General features: G+C 65.0%; 14 protein-coding genes and 1 pseudogene. 8 read left to right on the forward strand and 7 right to left on the reverse strand.

Features of this window, described 5'->3' with window-relative positions; genetic code table 11:
* Positions 1-174 precede the first annotated feature (174 nt).
* Positions 175-260 (reverse strand): annotated as a pseudogene (locus tag ACREXZ_RS24075) (IS6 family transposase); the annotation flags it as partial.
* A 76-nt stretch (positions 261-336) separates the two neighbouring features.
* Between ACREXZ_RS24075 and ACREXZ_RS24080 the strand changes: the two are divergent.
* The 7 genes from ACREXZ_RS24080 to ACREXZ_RS24110 all read left to right on the forward strand — a co-directional run bounded on the left by ACREXZ_RS24080 (position 337) and on the right by ACREXZ_RS24110 (position 9,100).
* Positions 337-1,761 carry a phospholipase D-like domain-containing protein gene (locus ACREXZ_RS24080; RefSeq protein WP_431766628.1) on the forward strand — a complete coding sequence of 475 codons (1,425 nt, stop codon included), beginning with the start codon at positions 337-339 and terminating at the stop codon, positions 1,759-1,761.
* 299 nt (positions 1,762-2,060) lie between these two features.
* Positions 2,061-3,779, forward strand: coding sequence for a tetratricopeptide repeat protein (locus ACREXZ_RS24085; RefSeq protein ID WP_431766629.1), 1,719 nt, complete (start codon positions 2,061-2,063; stop codon positions 3,777-3,779).
* 419 nt (positions 3,780-4,198) lie between these two features.
* Positions 4,199-4,672 carry a GNAT family N-acetyltransferase gene (locus tag ACREXZ_RS24090; protein WP_431766724.1) on the forward strand — a complete coding sequence of 158 codons (474 nt, stop codon included), beginning with the start codon at positions 4,199-4,201 and terminating at the stop codon, positions 4,670-4,672.
* A 383-nt stretch (positions 4,673-5,055) separates the two neighbouring features.
* Positions 5,056-6,072, forward strand: a complete 1,017-nt coding sequence (locus tag ACREXZ_RS24095) for an ABC transporter substrate-binding protein (RefSeq protein ID WP_431766630.1) — start codon at positions 5,056-5,058, stop codon at positions 6,070-6,072.
* Between the two features lie 16 nt (positions 6,073-6,088).
* The gene (locus tag ACREXZ_RS24100) at positions 6,089-7,153 is read left to right on the forward strand and encodes an ABC transporter permease (protein WP_431766631.1); all 1,065 of its coding nucleotides are present in this window, start codon (positions 6,089-6,091) and stop codon (positions 7,151-7,153) included.
* Positions 7,147-7,977 carry an ABC transporter ATP-binding protein gene (locus ACREXZ_RS24105; RefSeq protein ID WP_431766632.1) on the forward strand — a complete coding sequence of 277 codons (831 nt, stop codon included), beginning with the start codon at positions 7,147-7,149 and terminating at the stop codon, positions 7,975-7,977. Before ACREXZ_RS24100 ends, ACREXZ_RS24105 begins: the two co-directional genes overlap by 7 nt.
* A 70-nt stretch (positions 7,978-8,047) precedes the next feature.
* A complete protein-coding gene (locus tag ACREXZ_RS24110) occupies positions 8,048-9,100 on the forward strand; it encodes an ABC transporter substrate-binding protein (RefSeq protein ID WP_431766633.1) in 1,053 nt (350 codons plus the stop codon).
* Positions 9,101-9,184: 84 nt separating this feature from the next.
* On the opposite strand, the gene ACREXZ_RS24115 is transcribed toward ACREXZ_RS24110, so the two are convergent.
* The 3 genes from ACREXZ_RS24115 to ACREXZ_RS24125 are packed head-to-tail and all read right to left on the reverse strand — an operon-like array spanning position 9,185 to position 12,554.
* Positions 9,185-10,297 (reverse strand): LLM class flavin-dependent oxidoreductase, encoded by a 1,113-nt coding sequence (locus ACREXZ_RS24115; RefSeq protein ID WP_431766634.1) that lies wholly within the window; start codon positions 10,295-10,297, stop codon positions 9,185-9,187.
* A 34-nt stretch (positions 10,298-10,331) separates the two neighbouring features.
* Positions 10,332-11,537, reverse strand: coding sequence for an acyl-CoA dehydrogenase family protein (locus tag ACREXZ_RS24120; RefSeq protein ID WP_431766635.1), 1,206 nt, complete (start codon positions 11,535-11,537; stop codon positions 10,332-10,334).
* A 48-nt stretch (positions 11,538-11,585) separates the two neighbouring features.
* On the reverse strand, positions 11,586-12,554 hold the full coding sequence (locus tag ACREXZ_RS24125; RefSeq protein ID WP_431766725.1) for an ABC transporter substrate-binding protein: 969 nt from the start codon (positions 12,552-12,554) through the stop codon (positions 11,586-11,588).
* Positions 12,555-12,841: 287 nt separating this feature from the next.
* Between ACREXZ_RS24125 and ACREXZ_RS24130 the strand changes: the two genes are divergently transcribed.
* Positions 12,842-13,753, forward strand: coding sequence for a LysR family transcriptional regulator (locus ACREXZ_RS24130; protein ID WP_431766636.1), 912 nt, complete (start codon positions 12,842-12,844; stop codon positions 13,751-13,753).
* A 47-nt stretch (positions 13,754-13,800) separates the two neighbouring features.
* Here ACREXZ_RS24130 and ACREXZ_RS24135 read toward each other — a convergent pair whose 3' ends face one another.
* From ACREXZ_RS24135 to ACREXZ_RS24145, 3 genes are read right to left on the reverse strand one after another with little or no spacing between them, the layout of a single operon-like run.
* Positions 13,801-15,408, reverse strand: coding sequence for a rhodanese homology domain-containing protein (locus ACREXZ_RS24135; protein WP_431766637.1), 1,608 nt, complete (start codon positions 15,406-15,408; stop codon positions 13,801-13,803).
* Positions 15,405-16,001: a cysteine dioxygenase gene (locus tag ACREXZ_RS24140; RefSeq protein WP_431766638.1), complete on the reverse strand. Its 597-nt coding sequence runs from the start codon at positions 15,999-16,001 to the stop codon at positions 15,405-15,407. Before ACREXZ_RS24140 ends, ACREXZ_RS24135 begins: the two co-directional genes overlap by 4 nt.
* Positions 16,001-16,831, reverse strand: a complete 831-nt coding sequence (locus ACREXZ_RS24145) for a class II aldolase/adducin family protein (protein ID WP_431766639.1) — start codon at positions 16,829-16,831, stop codon at positions 16,001-16,003. The genes ACREXZ_RS24140 and ACREXZ_RS24145 overlap by 1 nt, the downstream gene beginning before the upstream one ends.
* Positions 16,832-16,866 lie beyond the last annotated feature (35 nt).

Genomic DNA, 16,866 nt, shown 5'->3' on the forward strand with positions numbered 1-16,866 from the left:
ACCGCTGTCTCGCAGAATTGGGAATTCCCTCGATGGGCTGGGCTCGCGCCGGTCACATGCGTCAGTAGCCGGCCATGAGTGGTCGTTGGAACAGTGCTCATAAATCGGCGACAATCGGACATTCTGGAAAGCCATTCTTTCAACTGCGCCGATGTCCTGTCCACTGCGTGCTTAAAGTGCAGCCAGATTCGCGCCGCTCTTGTCCACGGTAACTATCTCGGGCTCGCCGTTCTGTTCACCTTCTCGAAGTAACAGCGAGCTATTTGACCGCGCTAACGCGACAAAGCCTTCCAGGCCTTCAAGGACGTAGCGCACATCGAACCAGTTCGCCACATCATGACCACAACGAGAAGCCTGGTGCTCATTCTGGCATGCGTGTTTGCCTTTTCTCAGCACGGCCACGCGCAATGTGTCGACCTGGTCGCCAGTCTTGACGACGGTCAGTTGCTGCAGTCGCGGATTGCGCTGGTCGACCGTGCCACGCCTACCGGGCAGATCCGCATCCTCGCCTACATCTTCGAAATCGATCAGACCGGCGGCCTGCTGTTGCGTCATCTGGTCAAGGCCGCGCGCCGAGGCGTGCCGGTCAAGCTGCTGATCGACGGCATCGGCCCCGAGCCGCACTTCCCGTTCGAGGACGAGTTCATCGTCGCCCTGCACGAGGTGGCTCCCGGCATCGAACTGCGAATCTTCCATCCGCGATCAGATCTCGTCGAGATTTCGCATCGCATGCACGACAAGCTGTTCCTGGTTGGCGACACGGCCGTGATCGGCAGTACCTCGATCTGGGATGAGAGCTTCCGCAACTGGCTCAGCGAGCGCGATCTGATGGTGTCGGGCAACGCCGGCCAGGATGCTTCCTCCCTGCACGCCATGTACCAGCATTTCGCCTTGTTCTGGAATAGCCCGGAAGTGGTTCGCCCCGAGCCGGAAAAATTCCTCAAGGTCGCAAGTCCTTATCGTGTCTCGCAGGGTGATGCGACGCTGGACCCGGCGCGCATCCATTATTGGCGCGAATGGCTGCTGGCTCCGCTCGACGCTGCAGCCCGGGCGCCGGACCTGGCCGCTACCGATACACCCACTGCCTCCGATACGCCCAATGATCCCGCCGCTCCGCCCGCTTCCGGGGCGGATTTTGATCCTGCCTGGATGCCGATCGCCTGCGAGCGCCTGCGCTATGTCCACGACTGGCCCGACAAGCGCTCGCCAGGCACGTTGCAGGACATGCTGCAAGCGTTCGATACGGCGCAGCACGAGATCCTGATCATCAACCCCTACCTGATCCTGGTGCCGGAACTGCGCGAGGCGCTTGAGCGCAAGCGGCGCGAAGGTGTCCACGTGATCCTGGTGAGCGCCTCGCTGGCGAGCATCACGCAGGAATTCCCCGCAGTCGGGCGCGCCTATGCCGACGATCTGCCCGGCCTGGTGAATGCCGGGATCGAGGTGCGCGAATATTCCGACCTGGAGAACCGCATGATGCACGCCAAGCTGGTCCTCATCGACGGCCATCGATATTATCTCGGCAGTTTCAATTTCGATTCGCTGTCGGCCCGCTTGAATACCGAAAACGGCCTGTGGATAGATATCCCTGAGGACGGGCTCGATCCCTTGCAAGACAGCGTGGCGTACTTCCTGCGCAACTCAAGTTCGGTGAGCGACGCCAATGGCCGCCTTCTGGCGGATCCCGATGCGCGCTGCCGGGCCGCCGGCTGCGGCGGTGCCTGGCGGTGGGTGACGATACTGATCAGGAACTTCCTCTGAGCGCGGCGTGCCCTGTCGCTAGACTACGTGGCCAGTTCGGGTCGCCGTCCGCACTGTGTCGCGCAGTAGTCGGCGAGGAGCGGTCGTTAGACGAACTGCCTTGAATCGTCGGCAATCAGTCCTGCGGGCATTCGACCGAGGGTCATATAATGGATTAGTAACTGCGCGCTAGGTCCGCCATGCTTCCGCGCACTGGAATCGTTAGAACAAAGCAAACGCGCCTACGCACATCTGCGCGTGCGGCGTGTCACACAGAGCCACTAGAACTACGAGAAATACAGGCGCGAAGGGGTCCGCGTATGAACGCATCAGTGGTGTGGCACAGGGGGATTCTTGGGTTTAGTGCGATTGGTATGGTGCTGATTGCAACCAGATTGTTCGCCGCATCCGAATCGGTCGTGCCCTCGCCCGAGCCGTTCGCCGCGATCGTCGACGCCACGCGCGGCGATCCGAGTCAGGCGGACGACATTACGCGGCTCGACGCCGATGACGTTCGCGTACACGCGATTCGAGCGGCGGCCGAGCAAGGTCACCCGGAGGCCGAAGACGATCTTGGCTGGCTGTATCAGGGCGGCCTCAGCATCCCACGAGACAATGTCACCGCCGCACAGTGGTATCGGAAGGCTGCCGATCAAGGCTATGCACGCGCGCAAAATCATCTCGGCTACGCGTACCTGAAAGGGCTTGGCGTGCCCCAGGACACCGCATTGGCGGTGCAATGGATGACGAAGTCCGCGCAGGGCGGGTACGCGCCGGCGCAGTACAACCTCGGCGTGTTCTATGACACTGGAACGAACGGGCTGCCACACGATGTCGATCGTGCACTCGAGTGGTTTCGGAGCGCGGCAGCGCAGGCCTACGCACCGGCCCAGTTCCAGATCGGCGACCATTATCAACGCGGGATCGGCGTGTCGCAGGATTCGGCGACCGCCGCACAATGGTTGATGCTGTCCGCGCAGGGTGGGTATGCGAAAGCGCAAACGGGTCTCGGATACCTCTACCTGAAAGGTTTGGGCGTCGCACACGACGATGCACGGGCCGCCACTCTGTTCACCCAGGCGGCGCTCAGTGGCGAGATAGCCGCGCAAAGGAATCTCGCCATCATGTATGACCAGGGTATCGGCGTGCCGCACGACGACGCGCTCGCGACGGGCTGGTTGAAGTCGGCCGCAATCCAGGGCGATGTAGTCGCGCAGCGGCAATTAGGCACTCGCTACAAAAACGGAATCGGCGTCGAGCGCGACCCGGTCGCGGCGGTGGTCTGGTACCGCAAGGCCGCGGACCAGAGCGATGCCGAGGGGATGATGTTGCTTGGCTACTGCTACGTGAAGGGACAGGGCGTTGCTCAAGACGACGCCGAAGCGTTCCGCTGGTTCGCGAAGAGCGCTGAGCAGGGCAACGCGCTCGCTGAAGACTATCTCGCAGCGCTTTATAAGGCTGGTCGTGGCACCGCAAAGGATGACGTACGGGCTGCCACGTGGTTTCGCAAGGCAGCCGAACAGGGCAACGCAGACGCACAGAATAATCTTGGCCTCGCATATCAGACGGGTACCGGCGTCGAACACGATCCTGGCGCCGCAGCGATGTGGATGAGGAAATCGGCCGAACAAGGCGATGTGATCGGGATGCTAGTGTTAGGCAGCGACTACCTGTTCGGACTCGGCGTCGCACAGGACGACGCCAAAGGGTTTGCGTGGCTATCGAAGGCCGCTGCGCTGGGCGACGTGCGCGCCGAAGTCTACGTCGCAAAGTGCTACGCGCTTGGCCGCGGTGTCGCGATCGATTACGGTCAGGCGACCGCGTGGTTTCGCAAGGCCGCCGAACAGGGCAACCCTGAGGCAATGTTCAACATGGGCCAGGCATATCAGGGCGGGTTGGGCGTCGAGCGTGACCCCGTCCAGGCACTCGAATGGCGTCGCAAGGCGGCCGCGGCGGGATACGGGCCGACGCCCGAGCAGGGTGGCACGAACGGTCCCGGTGAAATGAGTACGCAGATACCTGGACAAGCGGTTCACTAACGTCCCCTATGGAGAAAATCGAATGGCTCCTGTGGGTCGCCAAGAGCCTGCCGTGTCCGGCAGCAAGCGGCTGCCAGTTTGAGACGCTCACGGCGACTGCCTGTATCGTTGACAATTTCCAGATCGCTATTGACAGCTCCGCTATAGAACGCCAATCATGTTCTCATGAACTACGACGCGCAAAATTTCATGATGTGCACCATGACCACCACTGGCGAGTCGTGGGAATCGTGACGTTCATACATCGCACATAGATTTCTTCAACGGCCCCGCCAGTCATGACGGGGCCGTGTGTTTTTCAGTCGCTCCGAATTGTATTGACGCAATAGGAGTGATTGCATGCATGACACAGTACGCGTTTCCGATCTTCTGAGTCTTACCGACGTCTCGACTTGGCCGATCGCGCCGAGGAGCGCGGCATGCTGACGATACGAAAAGCGAGTTACAGCGACGCGCCTGACGCATGGGATATCCGCAAAACCTCGGTGCTTGCTGCGTGCGCCGGATACTACCCCGAAGATTCCCTGTTGGTATGGGTCGGTGGCTCGCCGACTGACAAATGGGCCAGCGTCGTCGACCGCGACCTTTACGTTGCGGTCGACGACGGACTGGTCGTCGGTACAGGGATGCTTACCGTCGCGAACGGGCAGGTGGACGCCATCTTCACCCGGCCGTCTCACATGGGGCGCGGTATTGGACGCAAGATGCTGCAATTACTTGAAGCGTTGGCTCGCGATCACGGACTTGCCTCGATGCAACTCGATGCCACGCTGAACGCGGCACCGTTCTATCGTCATTGTGGTTGGTCGGGCGATTCGGTTTCGACCTACCGTACTGCGCGCGGACTGGAATTATCTTGCGTGCCGATGACTAAGTACGTTGCCATCGGGTAGGCCGCATCCCATGCGGACTGCTGGCGGCTGGAATCCACAAAAATCCCACGTTGAACGACCGGAACCGGGAACACCGTCAGTCCCTTGCGGGTTGTCAAGAGCCACTCATTGTCGCGTAACGGTGCTCCCCCGGTGCGCATTGCCACGTGCCGACCGCCGAGGCATTCGTTTGAATCAGAGCTTTCCCGGCGGTCCAGTCAATTCCGTGCCCTTCAATCCTGCTAATACCGTTCTCTTGCAGAACAGCAATACCGACGCTCCCACGAACACCGCCAAAAATGCAAAGCATAAATATTAGAGCGGCATAAACATATCGGAATTGGATAATTCTCAACGGCCGGACGGGTCGCTACTCTGTGCGATGACATTGCACGCGAGGACCTATGGCCGTCTCCGATTCAGACTTTCTACCTGCACGCCGCCGCGCGCTACGTCTCTTCGGCGCCGCGCCGGTCGCGGCCGCATTCGGCGCGTTGAGCATCGATGCGGCACACGCCGCTAGCGCCACAACAAACACGCAAGACCTCGCATCGGTCACGCTCGTGCTCGGCGATCAGGCGGGTGGCACGCGCGCGCTCGTCGAAGCGGCGAAAGTGCTCGACGGTACCCCGTATGCCTTCCGCTGGGCCAACTTCCAGGGCGCCGCGCCGCTGTTCGAAGCGCAGCGCTCGGGCGCAGTCGATCTCGCGCCGGCCGGCGATCTGCCGGTGCTCGCGGCGGCGGTCGGCGATCCGACGCTGAAGATCGTCGCGACGCGCGTCGGCTCCGGCAAGCAACTGGGCATCCTCGTGCCGGAGCATTCAACCCTACGCCGCGTCGCCGACCTGAAGGGCCGCACGGTGTTCATCTCGTCGGCGCGCGGCAGCATTTCGCAGTTCCAGCTCTACGGCGCGCTCACCGAAGCGGGGCTGACGCGCAACGACGTGAACGTGCGCTTCGTGCTGCCGGTCGATGCGTTCGCCGCGTTCGCATCCGGTGCGATCGAAGTCTGGGCGACGTTCGATCCGTACTACGGGATCGCGGTGCAGCGCGGCGCACGCGTGCTGCGCGACGGCACCGGCATCAATAGCGGGCTCGGCTTCATCACTGCGTCGGGCGCCGCTGCGGCGGACCCGCACAAGCGCGCCGCGATCGTCGACGTGCTGCGGCGTTTGCAGCGCGCGGGCGACTGGGCGCTCGCGAACCCCGATGCGTATGCGCAGATCTACGCATCGCTGACGCGTGCGCCGCTCGAGGCGGCGAAGCAGATTACCGCGCGCGCATCGCTGAGGCAGCACTTCGTCGGCAACGCCGACATCGCAACGCTGCAGAAGGTCGCCGACAGCGCGTATCGCGACGCGATCCTGCCGCGCCGCATCGACGTGCAGGCCATTTCCGACACTCAACTCGTCGCGGGCTAACCGCGCGTCGACCGCCATGTCTACTCAATCCGAATCTTTCGATTCCGCCGTCGTCGCGCTGCGACCGTTCGCGTTGCCGCGCGTCGCGGCGCGCCGCGTGCTGGTCGCCGTGCTGGCCGTAGTTGCGTGGCTCGGCAGTGCCGCGCTCACGCAATGGTGGCCGAATCTCGACGACTGGCCGTACACGCAGGAGCTGCTCGTGTTGAAGCTCGTGTTCGCCGCGCTCGCTGCGGCGATCGGGCTGGCGGGCTGGTTCACGTCGGCGAGATCGGCTTCTGACGACGCGGAACATTTCGCGCAGCGCCGCTACGCACGCATCGATGCATGGCTCGCCTCCGCACCATGGCTGCTCGCGCTGGCGCTGGCCATCGCCGCGTGGGAAGTGGCGACCGCCAAGCTCGAATGGTTGCCGCGTCCGTTCTTCGCACCACCGCAGGCATTGATCGCGGTGTTCTTCGACGATTTTCCGCGGCTGTCGTCGAGCGTCGTGCATTCGCTGGGGTTGCTCGCGTACGGCTATGCGATCGGCGCGGTGACGGGCTTCGTCGCCGGCGTGAGCATCGGCTGGTCGCGCGCGGTTGGGTACTGGCTGCATCCGGTGCTGCGGCTGATCGGACCGTTGCCCGCGACCGCATGGCTGCCGCTCGCGTTTTTCTTCTTTCCGTCGAGCTTCAGCGCGAGCGTATTCCTGATCGCGCTCGCGACTGCGTTCCCGGTCGCGGTGCTGACATGGTCGGGCGTTGCAGGTGTGAACGCCGCGTACTACGACGTCGCGCGCACGCTCGGTGCGCGTCCCGGTTTCCTGATCCTGCGCGTCGCGATTCCGGCGGCGTTACCTTCGGTGTTCGTCGGCCTGTTCATGGGACTCGGCGCGTCGTTCTCGGTGCTGATCGTCGCGGAGATGATGGGCGTGAAGGCGGGGCTCGGCTGGTATCTGCAGTGGGCCCAGGGCTGGGCCGCGTACTCGAACATGTATGCCGCGTTGCTCGTGATGGCGCTGATGTGCTCGGGGCTGATCACGCTGCTGTTCCGTCTGCGCGACCGGCTGCTCGCGTGGCAAAAGGGAGTGCTGAAATGGTGACGCCGTCGGTTGTACATCAGGTCGCTGCAGCGACACGCACAGGTGCACGCATCGACGTGCGGCACGTCAGTCATCGCTTCGCGTTGCGCGGCGCCGCGCTCGACGTGCTCGACGACGTCGATCTCGCAGTCGAGCCCGGTGAGTTTGTCGCGCTGCTTGGACCGAGCGGCTGCGGCAAGTCGACGTTGCTGCGACTCGTCGCGGGCCTCGACAAGCCGACGCGAGGCACGCTGCTCGCGGATGGCATGCCGATCGACGGACCCGATCCGTCGCGTGTCGTCGTGTTTCAGGACCCGACGCTGTACCCGTGGCGCACCGTGCGCCGCAACGTCGGGCTCGGTCCCGAAGCGCAGCGGCGCGCGCGCCGTGCGAGGCCCGACAGTGCCGCACACGATCCGCGCAGCATCGACGAACGGATCGACGCCGCGCTCGCGCTCGTCGGCCTGACTGAATTCGCGGATGCGTACCCGCATCAACTGTCGGGCGGCATGACGCAGCGCGCGGCGCTTGCGCGTGCGCTCGTCAACGATCCGGCGCTGCTCGTGCTCGACGAACCGTTCGGCAAGCTCGACTCGCTGACGCGTCTGCGGATGCAGGGCGAACTGGTGCGTCTGTGGCAGGCCGCGCGCTTCTCGGTGCTGTTCGTCACGCACGACGTCGAGGAAGCGCTCGTCGTTGCGGACCGCGTGATCGTGTTCAGCGAACGCCCGGCGCGGATCGTTGCCGAAGTGCGCAACGACGCGCCGTATCCGCGTCATCGCGACGACCCGAAACTGGTTGCGCTGCGCCGTCAGGTGCTCGCGCAGCTCGGGCTCGACGTTTGAACACAGTTTCGATTGCCATCTCCACGAACTCAACAACATTGACCACCACGCCAACCGGAGCCCCCACACGATGAACCCTTTCGACACGACCGATCGCTGCGACTTCGCGGCGCCCACCAGTCCAGCACGCCGCGCGTGGCTGCGCAGGACCGCATGGAGCGCGGGCGCAGCCGCGCTGGGTGGCGCATCGCTCACGCTGTCGGGACCGCTCGCGTACGCCGACGATGCGTTGAAGCCGCTGAAGCTGTCGTGGAACGCGGGCGCGATCTGTACCGCGCCGGTGCCGGTCGCAGTGAAGCAGGGGTTCTTCAAGCGCCACGGCCTGGACGTCGAACTCGTCAATTTCGCGGGCTCCACCGACCAGTTGCTCGAAGCGATCGCGACCGGAAAATCGGATGCGGGCATCGGCATGGCGCTGCGCTGGATCAAGCCGCTCGAACAGGGTTTCGACGTGAAGCTCACCGCGGGCATTCATGGCGGCTGCATGCGGTTGCTCGCGACACGCACGTCCGGCATCGTCGATCTCGCCGGACTGAAGGGCCGCACGGTCGGCGTCAGCGATATGGCGAGCCCGACGAAGAATTTCTTCGCGATTACGCTGAAGAAAATCGGCGTCGATCCGGACAACGACGTGCACTGGCGCCAGTACCCGGCCAACCTGCTCGGCGAGGCGCTGAAGAAAGGCGAGGTGCACGCGATCGCCGACGGCGATCCGACCATCTGGACGCTGCGCGAATCCGACCATCTTTACGAAGTATCGAACAACCTGTGCGGCGGATACGAGAACCGCGTGTGCTGCGTGCTCGGCGTGCGCGGGACACTGGTGCGCAAGGATCGCGCGACCGCGCAGGCCCTGACGCAGGCGCTGCTCGACGCGACCGAATGGACCGCGAACAATCCGGCCCAGGCCGCGGCGATTTTCTCCGAGCATGCGCCGTCCGCCGACATCGGCCAGCTCACCGCGATGCTGAAGAGTCACACCGACCATCATCATCCGGTGGGCGATGCGTTCAGGAAGGAGATCGCGCTGTATGCGGATGATCTGAAAACGGTCGGCGTGCTGAACAGTGGCACGGATTCGAACCGCTTCTCGATGCGTGTGTTTTCGGACGTACTGGCGTGATGCGCTAACCGCTTTTGCTGCTGTATCGATGTTGAACGCGGCCTGGAGTGACCCGGCCGCGTTTTGTCTGGATGCGGAATTGACTCAGGCCGCAGCCACTTCGCGCGGTTCATACTGCGCCTCTTCCGCAGCGACGGCCGCGCGCACGAGCGGCAGCAGATCGCGGCCATACGCGAGCGCGTCTTCCAGCGGATCGAACCCGCGAATCAGGAACGTCGACACACCGATCTTGCGATATTCGAGCAGCGCATCGGCAACCTGACGCGGCGTGCCGACGAGCGCCGTCGAATTGCCGGCCGCGCGCGTCAGCGCCGCGATGCCGGTCCACAGCCGCGTGTCGACCACCGTGCCTTTCGCGGCTTCAGCGAGCAGGCGCTGCGAACCGACGTTCTGCGGATCTTTCGGGCGTCGCGTGAAATTCGGCGAACGGGCGACGACGTCCTGTGCGCGTTCGAGGATCGATTCGGCGCGCGCCCACGCGGCGTCCTCGGTCGGCGCGACGATGGGCCGCAACGACAGGCTGAAGCGAATCTGTTCCGCGCGGCCATACGGCGCAGCCGCGGCACGCACGCGAGCGATCGTCTCTGCGACCTGCGCGAGCGATTCGCCCCACAGTGCATACACGTCCGCGTGCTTGCCGGCGACCGCGATCGCCGCATCCGACGAGCCGCCGAAATACACCGGCAGATGCGGCTGCTGCACCGGCCGCACCTGCGAGCGATGACCCTTCACGCGGTAATACGTGCCCTCGTGATCGAACGGGACGTCGCTGGTCCACGCGCGCTTGACGACGTCGAGATATTCGTCGGTACGCCGGTAGCGTTCGTCGTGCGTGAGGAAGTCGCCGTCACGCTGCTGCTCGACGTCGTCGCCGCCGGAGATGATGTGCACCGCCGCGCGGCCCGCGCTGAATTGATCGAGCGTCGCGAGCTGGCGCGCGGCAAGCGTCGGCGCGACGAAGCCCGGACGATGCGCGAGCAGGATGCCGAGACGCTTCGTCTGCTGCGCGACGAACGACGCAATCTGGAAGCCGTCGGGTGATCCGCTCGAATGCGCGATCAGCACGCGATCGAAACCGCCATATTCGTGCGCCTGCGCGACGGCCGCGATGTACGGTGGATTCACCACCGGCCCTTGCGGCAGATGGATCTCGCTCGACTCCTGGTGGCTCACGTAGCCAATGAATTCGACGCTCATCGGGAAGCTCCTGTTGTGTTAATTGACGCCGCAGTCAATGCGCCGCGGCGAAGCCCGCACGCCCAAGCGCGCCGAGCACGGTATCGTTCTGCGGTGTATGGATACGCGCGCACAGCACGTCGCGATAGTGGCGCTCGAGCGGATTGTTGCGGCTCAGCCCTGGATTGCTGCTCGCTTCGAGCGCGAGTTCGACCGCTTCGATCGCGTGCCGGCTGACGAGGTACTTGACCGTCGGCGCATCGGCGAGCGCGACGTCGCCGCGTGCGCCTGCATCGAGCAGCACGCGGTTGTTGAAGAGCAGCGTATCGATGCGGCCGAGCGTCTGCTGGAAACCGTCGAGACTCGACAGCGGCGCACCGAGTCCCGACGGCACACGGCCGGCCGCCCATTGCGCGAACCAGTCGCGTGCGGCGCGCGCGACGCCGTCGTAGATCGACGGCAGCAGCACGCTCATCCAGAGCGCGGTGAGCGGATCGAGACCGCTCGTCGCGCCGGGCGGCTGCAGATCGACGGCCCGTTCGAGCGGCACGCGCACGTTCTCGAAGATCACTTCGTGACTGCCGGTCGCGCGCATGCCGAGATGATTCCACGGCTCGCCGAAGCGGATGCCCGGCGAATCGCGATGCACGAGCCAGGTACCGACGCGCGGCGAGGCTTCATCGGTGCGCCCCCACACCGCGAACCACGTGAGCCCCGGACTGCCGGTCGAATAGATCTTGCGGCCGTTCAGTACCCAGTGGTCGCCGTTCTCGCGACCGACGGTTGCTGGTAGACCGCCTCGCGATGGCGATCCGAGTTCGGGTTCGACGCGCAGCGAGTTGATCAGCGCACCGTGCTCGACCGCGTCGCGCGCGATGCGGGTCTTCAGTTCACGCGGCCAGCTCGGATTGGCCTGCAGGCGCAGGTGATACAGGCACTGCATCACGAGAATCAGCGCCGTGGACGGCTCGCCGCGTGCGACCGTGCGAATCACCTTTAGCGTCTGCGCGAGCGTCGCCTCGTGACCGCCGAGCGCGCGCGGCACGGTCAGCGCAAGCAACCCCGCCGCGTGCAGCCGCGCGAGATTGTCGTGCGGAAAGAGTCCACCGCGATCGAGTTCCGCGGCGCCCGCGGCGAAGGTCTCGCTGAGCTCGGCGAGCCATGCGTCCGCTGCGGCGCTGTCGAGATCCGCTAGCGCAGTGCGTGCGGCATCGTCCGGCTGCACGTCGAAGCGCGCGGTATCGGGATGGCGGATGGTCATCGGGGCTCCGGGACGTAGGCGGGCATCGTGGCTAACTCGTGGCGAAGGTCAGTGCTCGCTGAAACCGAACTGCCGGTCGAAGCTCGGCGTTACGTCCAGCTTCGACTTGATCACGTCGGCGCGCAGGTACAGGTCGGCGGTTTTCTGCTGCTCGGCGACCACGCCGTCGTCGATTGCAACCGGATGCAGTTGCGCGCGCTGATAGACGGTTTTCAGCACGTCGGTCGGCAGGCCGGTCACGCGCGACTGCATCGCGGCGACTTCGTCCGGATGCGCGAGCGCCCAGCGCTGACCGGCCGCGACGCGGCGCAGGAAGTCGTCGATCTGCGTGCGATGAGTCTTGATCGAGTCGTCAGTGGCGGCCTGGAAGCTCAGCCCCGACGACACGCCGACGCCGTTCGCGATGCTGCGGTTGTGATCGCGCAGTTCGGCGAGTGCGACGTACGGATCCCACGTCGACCATGCATCGACGTTGCCCGTTGCGAGCGCGGCCTTTGCATCGGCCGGCTGCATGAAGCGCAGCGATACGTCGGAGAGCTTGATGCCCGCACGTTCGAGCGTCGCGATCGCGAGGTAGTGGCCAATCGAGCCGCGCGTCGTCGCGATGCGTTTGCCTTTGAGATCGGCTGCGCTATGGATCGGCGAGTTTTCCGGCACGACGATCGCGAGATCGACGGGATGCGAACGCGTTGCCGCGACCGCGCGCACACGCGCACCGGCCGCATACGCGAAGATCAGCGGCGCATCGCCGAGCCCGCCGATGTCGATCGCGCCGGCATTGAGCGCCTCGCCGAGCGGCTGTGCGGCGGGAAAGTTGTACCACTCGATCTTGTACGGCACGTCCTTCAACTGGCCGGACGCTTCGAGGATGCCGCGCGTTTGCAACTGCTGGTCGCCCACTTTCAGCGTGATGTCCGCGGCAGATGAGGCAGCCGGTACCAACGCGAACAGCGCGCCCGCGAGCAGCGACGAAAAGAACGCGGTAGACAGCGAAAACGAAGCGAACGGAAAGCGCATGGTGGCAGACACGGATGAACGAAGGAATGGCCTGGGTAGTCCACGGGGAACGCGTCGAAGACGCATTAAGAACCCCCGGGAAAATCACGATACGCACGCGCCGGTTATAAGGCAAACGCATTGTTCTTCTATGCAAATATGCGAGAGAGAAATGCATCTTCAGGCCGTGCATCGCTGGACGGATTCGCTACCGGTGCGATACGCTCGGTCGAATCGTGCGTGATGGGCGACGTTGTTAACCTTGAAAACCCACGCACCCAGCCAGACCTTTTCAGAGAATCCGCTTTATGAAGCTCGATGACATCGAGGCGTTCGTCGCCGTCGTCCGTTGCCAGTCGCTGAACCAGGCGGCCGAGTCGCTTGATCTGACGCAGCCCGCCGTCACGCGGCGCCTGCAGAATTTCGAGGAGGCGCTCGGCGTCCTGCTGCTCGACCGCAACACGAAGCCGTTGAAGCCGACGCCGATGGGTCTCGTCGTCTACGAGCAATGCCGCGCGATCGTGCGCGAACTCGATGTACTGCGTGAACTCGTCGCTGGCGATGCGCCGCTCGCGGGCGTGCTGCGTATCGGCGTCGCGCAGACGGTGGCCGACGTCGCGCTGCTCGATGCGCTGCGCGAACTGAAGCTCGCGCATCCTGATTTGCAGGCACGCGTGTCCATCGGTTGGGGCGCGCAGCTATTGCAGAAACTCGAAGGCGGCGCGCTCGATGCAGCCGTTACGCTGCTGCCCGCGAACCGCAATTTTCCCGAGGGATTGCAGGCCGAATCGCTCGGCTCGCTGAAGCTCGCGGTGATCGCGAGCAAAGGCAGCATGAAGCGGCGCCCGCATACGCTCGCCGAGTGCGAGGCGTACGGCTGGGTGCTGAACCCGGACGGCTGCGGTTTTCGCGCTGGGCTGCAACACGCGCTCGCGAGCCAGGGCCTCACGTTGAAACTGAATCTGGAAACCTTTGGTACAGAGCTTCAGCTAGGGCTTGTCGCCGAGGGCGTGGGGCTCGGTCTCGTGCCGCTACCGCTTCTGCAAGCGAGCCCGCATGCGGCGCAACTCGACGTGATTGCGCTCAGCGACTTCAAACCCGAGATCGCGGTGTGGATGGTGCGTTCGCGCACGCTCGGCAAACTGGAATCGGCGCTCGCGGTGTTGTCGGCGAGTATCGAGCAGCGTTTCAAGGCGGCGCGCATCGCGCGCGCGGCTTGACGTGCGGTCTTCGCGCGGCGGCGTTGACCACAGCCGTCGCTAGACGGCTACACGACGAAGAACCCATGCGTACCATCGCGCTCGAGTTGCGCGACGAGACCGTACTCCCATTCGAGGTACGCGTTCATCGCTTCGCGTGCGCTGTCGGTGCCTTCGTACGGCCGGCGATAACGATCGATGCGCGGCGACGCGAGCCGCGCGTCGCCGGTCTCGACGGGTAGCCCCGCCTGAATCCACGCCGACGTGCCGCCTTCCAGCAGATACACCGGCTTGCCGGTCAGCGCCGCGACTTCCGGCGCGGCGAACGGCGCGAGCGCGCTGGTCGCGCACGTGACCACGTAGCGCTTTGCATCGGGCAGCGCACGCAGATCGTCGGCGTCGCCCGAGAGCCGCGAGCGCAGCGTCCACCATGCGCCCGGAATATGCGCCTTCACGTGATTTGCGCTCGCGGTGAAATCGAGCACGACGGTCGTCGTCGATCCATCCTCGAGCCACGCGGCCAGCGTCTGCGGCGACACGGTATCGCTCGCAGCGGGCTGCGGTTTCGGACCGCGCCATGGACCCTGCGCGGTGAGCGCGGCCGGGTCCGCATCGTCGATCACGTAAGCGTCGACGTTCATCTGTGCGAGCCACGACGCGGTCATGTTCGCGCGCACACCGTCGTCGTCGAATAGCACGACACGTGCACCGCGCACCGGCGCGAACATCTCGGTTTCCTGCACCAGCTGTCCGCCCGGCGCACCCTGAAAACCGGGTGCATGCGCGTGCTCGTATTCGGCCGGCGTGCGCACGTCGAAGCGATACGTGGTGCGCGAAGCGTCGTCGGCCCATGCGGCTGCTTCGGCGAGCGACGCGCGATGCACACCCGCGCGATCCGCGAGCGCACGAGCTGCACGTCGCGACGCCGCGAGGTCCTGCGTCGCAAGACCCGCCTGCGGGTCGAAGCGGCGCGCGCTGCCTTGTTCGAGCGTCTGCCCGGCGAGCGTCCAGCCGATCGTCCCGTTACGCAGCGCGGCGACCGGATTCGGTAGCCCCGCGTTGACGAGCGACTGCGTGCCGATGATGCTGCGCGTGCGGCCCGCACAGTTGACGATCACGCGCGTCGCCGGGTTCGGCGCGAGCGCGCGGGCACGCAGCACGAGTTCCGCACCTGGCACGCTGATGCTGCCGGGGATGTTCATCGTCTGGTATTCGTCGTAGCGGCGCGCGTCGAGCACGACGACATCGTCGCCGCTCTTCAGCAGTGCCTCGACGGTCTCCGCTGATAGCGACGGCGTATGCCGCTGCGCTTCGACGAATTCGCCGAACGCCTTGCTCGGCACGTTGACGTCGCGAAACGTCTCGCCGCCCGCGTGAATCCAGCCATCGAGTCCGCCCGCGAGCAGCGCGATCTGCGTGTAGCCGAGCGCCTTCAGCTTGTACGCGGCGCGCAGCGCAGCGCCTTCGCCTGCGTCGAGCAGCACGATCGGCACACTGCGGCGCGGCAGCTTCGTCCATGCGTCGAGTTCGAGTTTCGCGAGCGGCAGGTTCGCCGCGAACAGCGGATGACTCTGCGCGTGCGGGTCTTCTTCGCGCACGTCGAGCAGGGCGATCTCGCGTTTCGCGAGCAGGGTTTCGCGCACGTCTTCAAACGTGCGTAGCGGAAAGTCGCTCATGATTCGACGGAGTCCTTGCCGAGATTCCACAGGTTGGGAAGCGTGTCGTTCGAATAGCCGGACACGAACGGCTTCGGCGGCGCGTCGAGCGGATACACCGACCGATGCACCGCGCCGATGTTCGCGCCGTACACGTGAATGCTGATCGACACGCGGTCGTCGTAGGCGTTGCTCACGCGATGAATGTCGCCGATCGTCGGCGACACCGCATCGACCGTACCGCGCTCGAGGGTGATTTCGTCGCCGTGCTCGTGCAGTGTGCCGTCGGCGTCGCGCCGGTACGACACCGCACGTTCGGCGCCGCGCAGCACGCCGATCAAACCCCACACGGTGTGATCGTGAATCGGTGTGCGCTGGCCCGGCCCCCACACGAAGCTCACGACCGAAAAGCGCTCGCGCGCGTCGGCATATAGCAGGAACTGCTGATAACGCTCAGGCGCTGGTTGCGCGTACGCATCCGGCAGCCAGTCGTCGACGGCGACGAGACGGCGCAGCGCATCGGAGCCTCGTGCGATCAGATCCGCTTCGTTGGGCGCGGTGTCGACCAGCTCCGCGATTTCGCCGACGAAGCGGCGCAAACGATAGAGCGCCATCAGTCGAGCAGCTCCGGTTCGTCTTCGACGAGCCCTTCGTACAGGCTCTCGAACGAGTACAGCGCACCGCCCGGCCGGCCGACTCGCTCGTGCGTGAGCGCGGCCATGTCGTGCGGAATGCGCTGCGGCGTGCCGGCCGCTTCGGCGAGCAGTTGCGTGTGGCACGCGTTCTCGAGCGCGATGTACCACCACGCGGCGGCCTCGACGGTCGGACCCGCCGTGAGGATCCCGTGATTCTTCAGGATCACGGCCTTGTATTTGCCGAGCGCAGTCGCGATGCGCGCGCCTTCCGCCGTGTCGAGCACGACGCCGCGGAAGTCGTCGAACAGCGCATGATCCTCATAGAACGAGCACGCGTCCTGTGTGAGCGGATCGAGCGTGCGGCCGAGCGTCGACCATGCCTTGCCGTACAGCGAATGCGTGTGCGCAGCGGCGACAACGTCGGGACGTGCCTCGTGAATCGCCGCGTGAATCGCGAACGCGGCCTGGTTCACCGGCCCCTCGCCGACGACGATCTCGCCGCGGCTGTTCACGAGCAGCAGGTCCGACACGCGGATCCGCCCGAAATGCCGGCCGAGCGGATTCACCCAGAAGTGATCGGTCCATTCGGGATCGCGCGCGGTGATGTGACCGGCGAGTCCCTGCGCGAAGCCGAAGCGCGCGAACAGCCGGAACGCGCCGGCGAGCCGCTCCTGCCGATGGCGGCGTTCGGCGGCCAGCGTCGGCGCGGGCGGCACGTCGTCGAACCAGAATTTGCGCACGGGCGTGTCGTGCCGCGCGACGGTCGGACCGGCGACGGACGCCGGCGTGGCGGGGAGTACGGTGCTCATCGTGGAGTGTCCTGATTCGGTGGCTTCAGTGATGG

The sequence above is a fragment of the Paraburkholderia sp. genome, from assembly GCF_050742655.1.
In the GTDB taxonomy this organism is placed as follows: domain Bacteria; phylum Pseudomonadota; class Gammaproteobacteria; order Burkholderiales; family Burkholderiaceae; genus Paraburkholderia.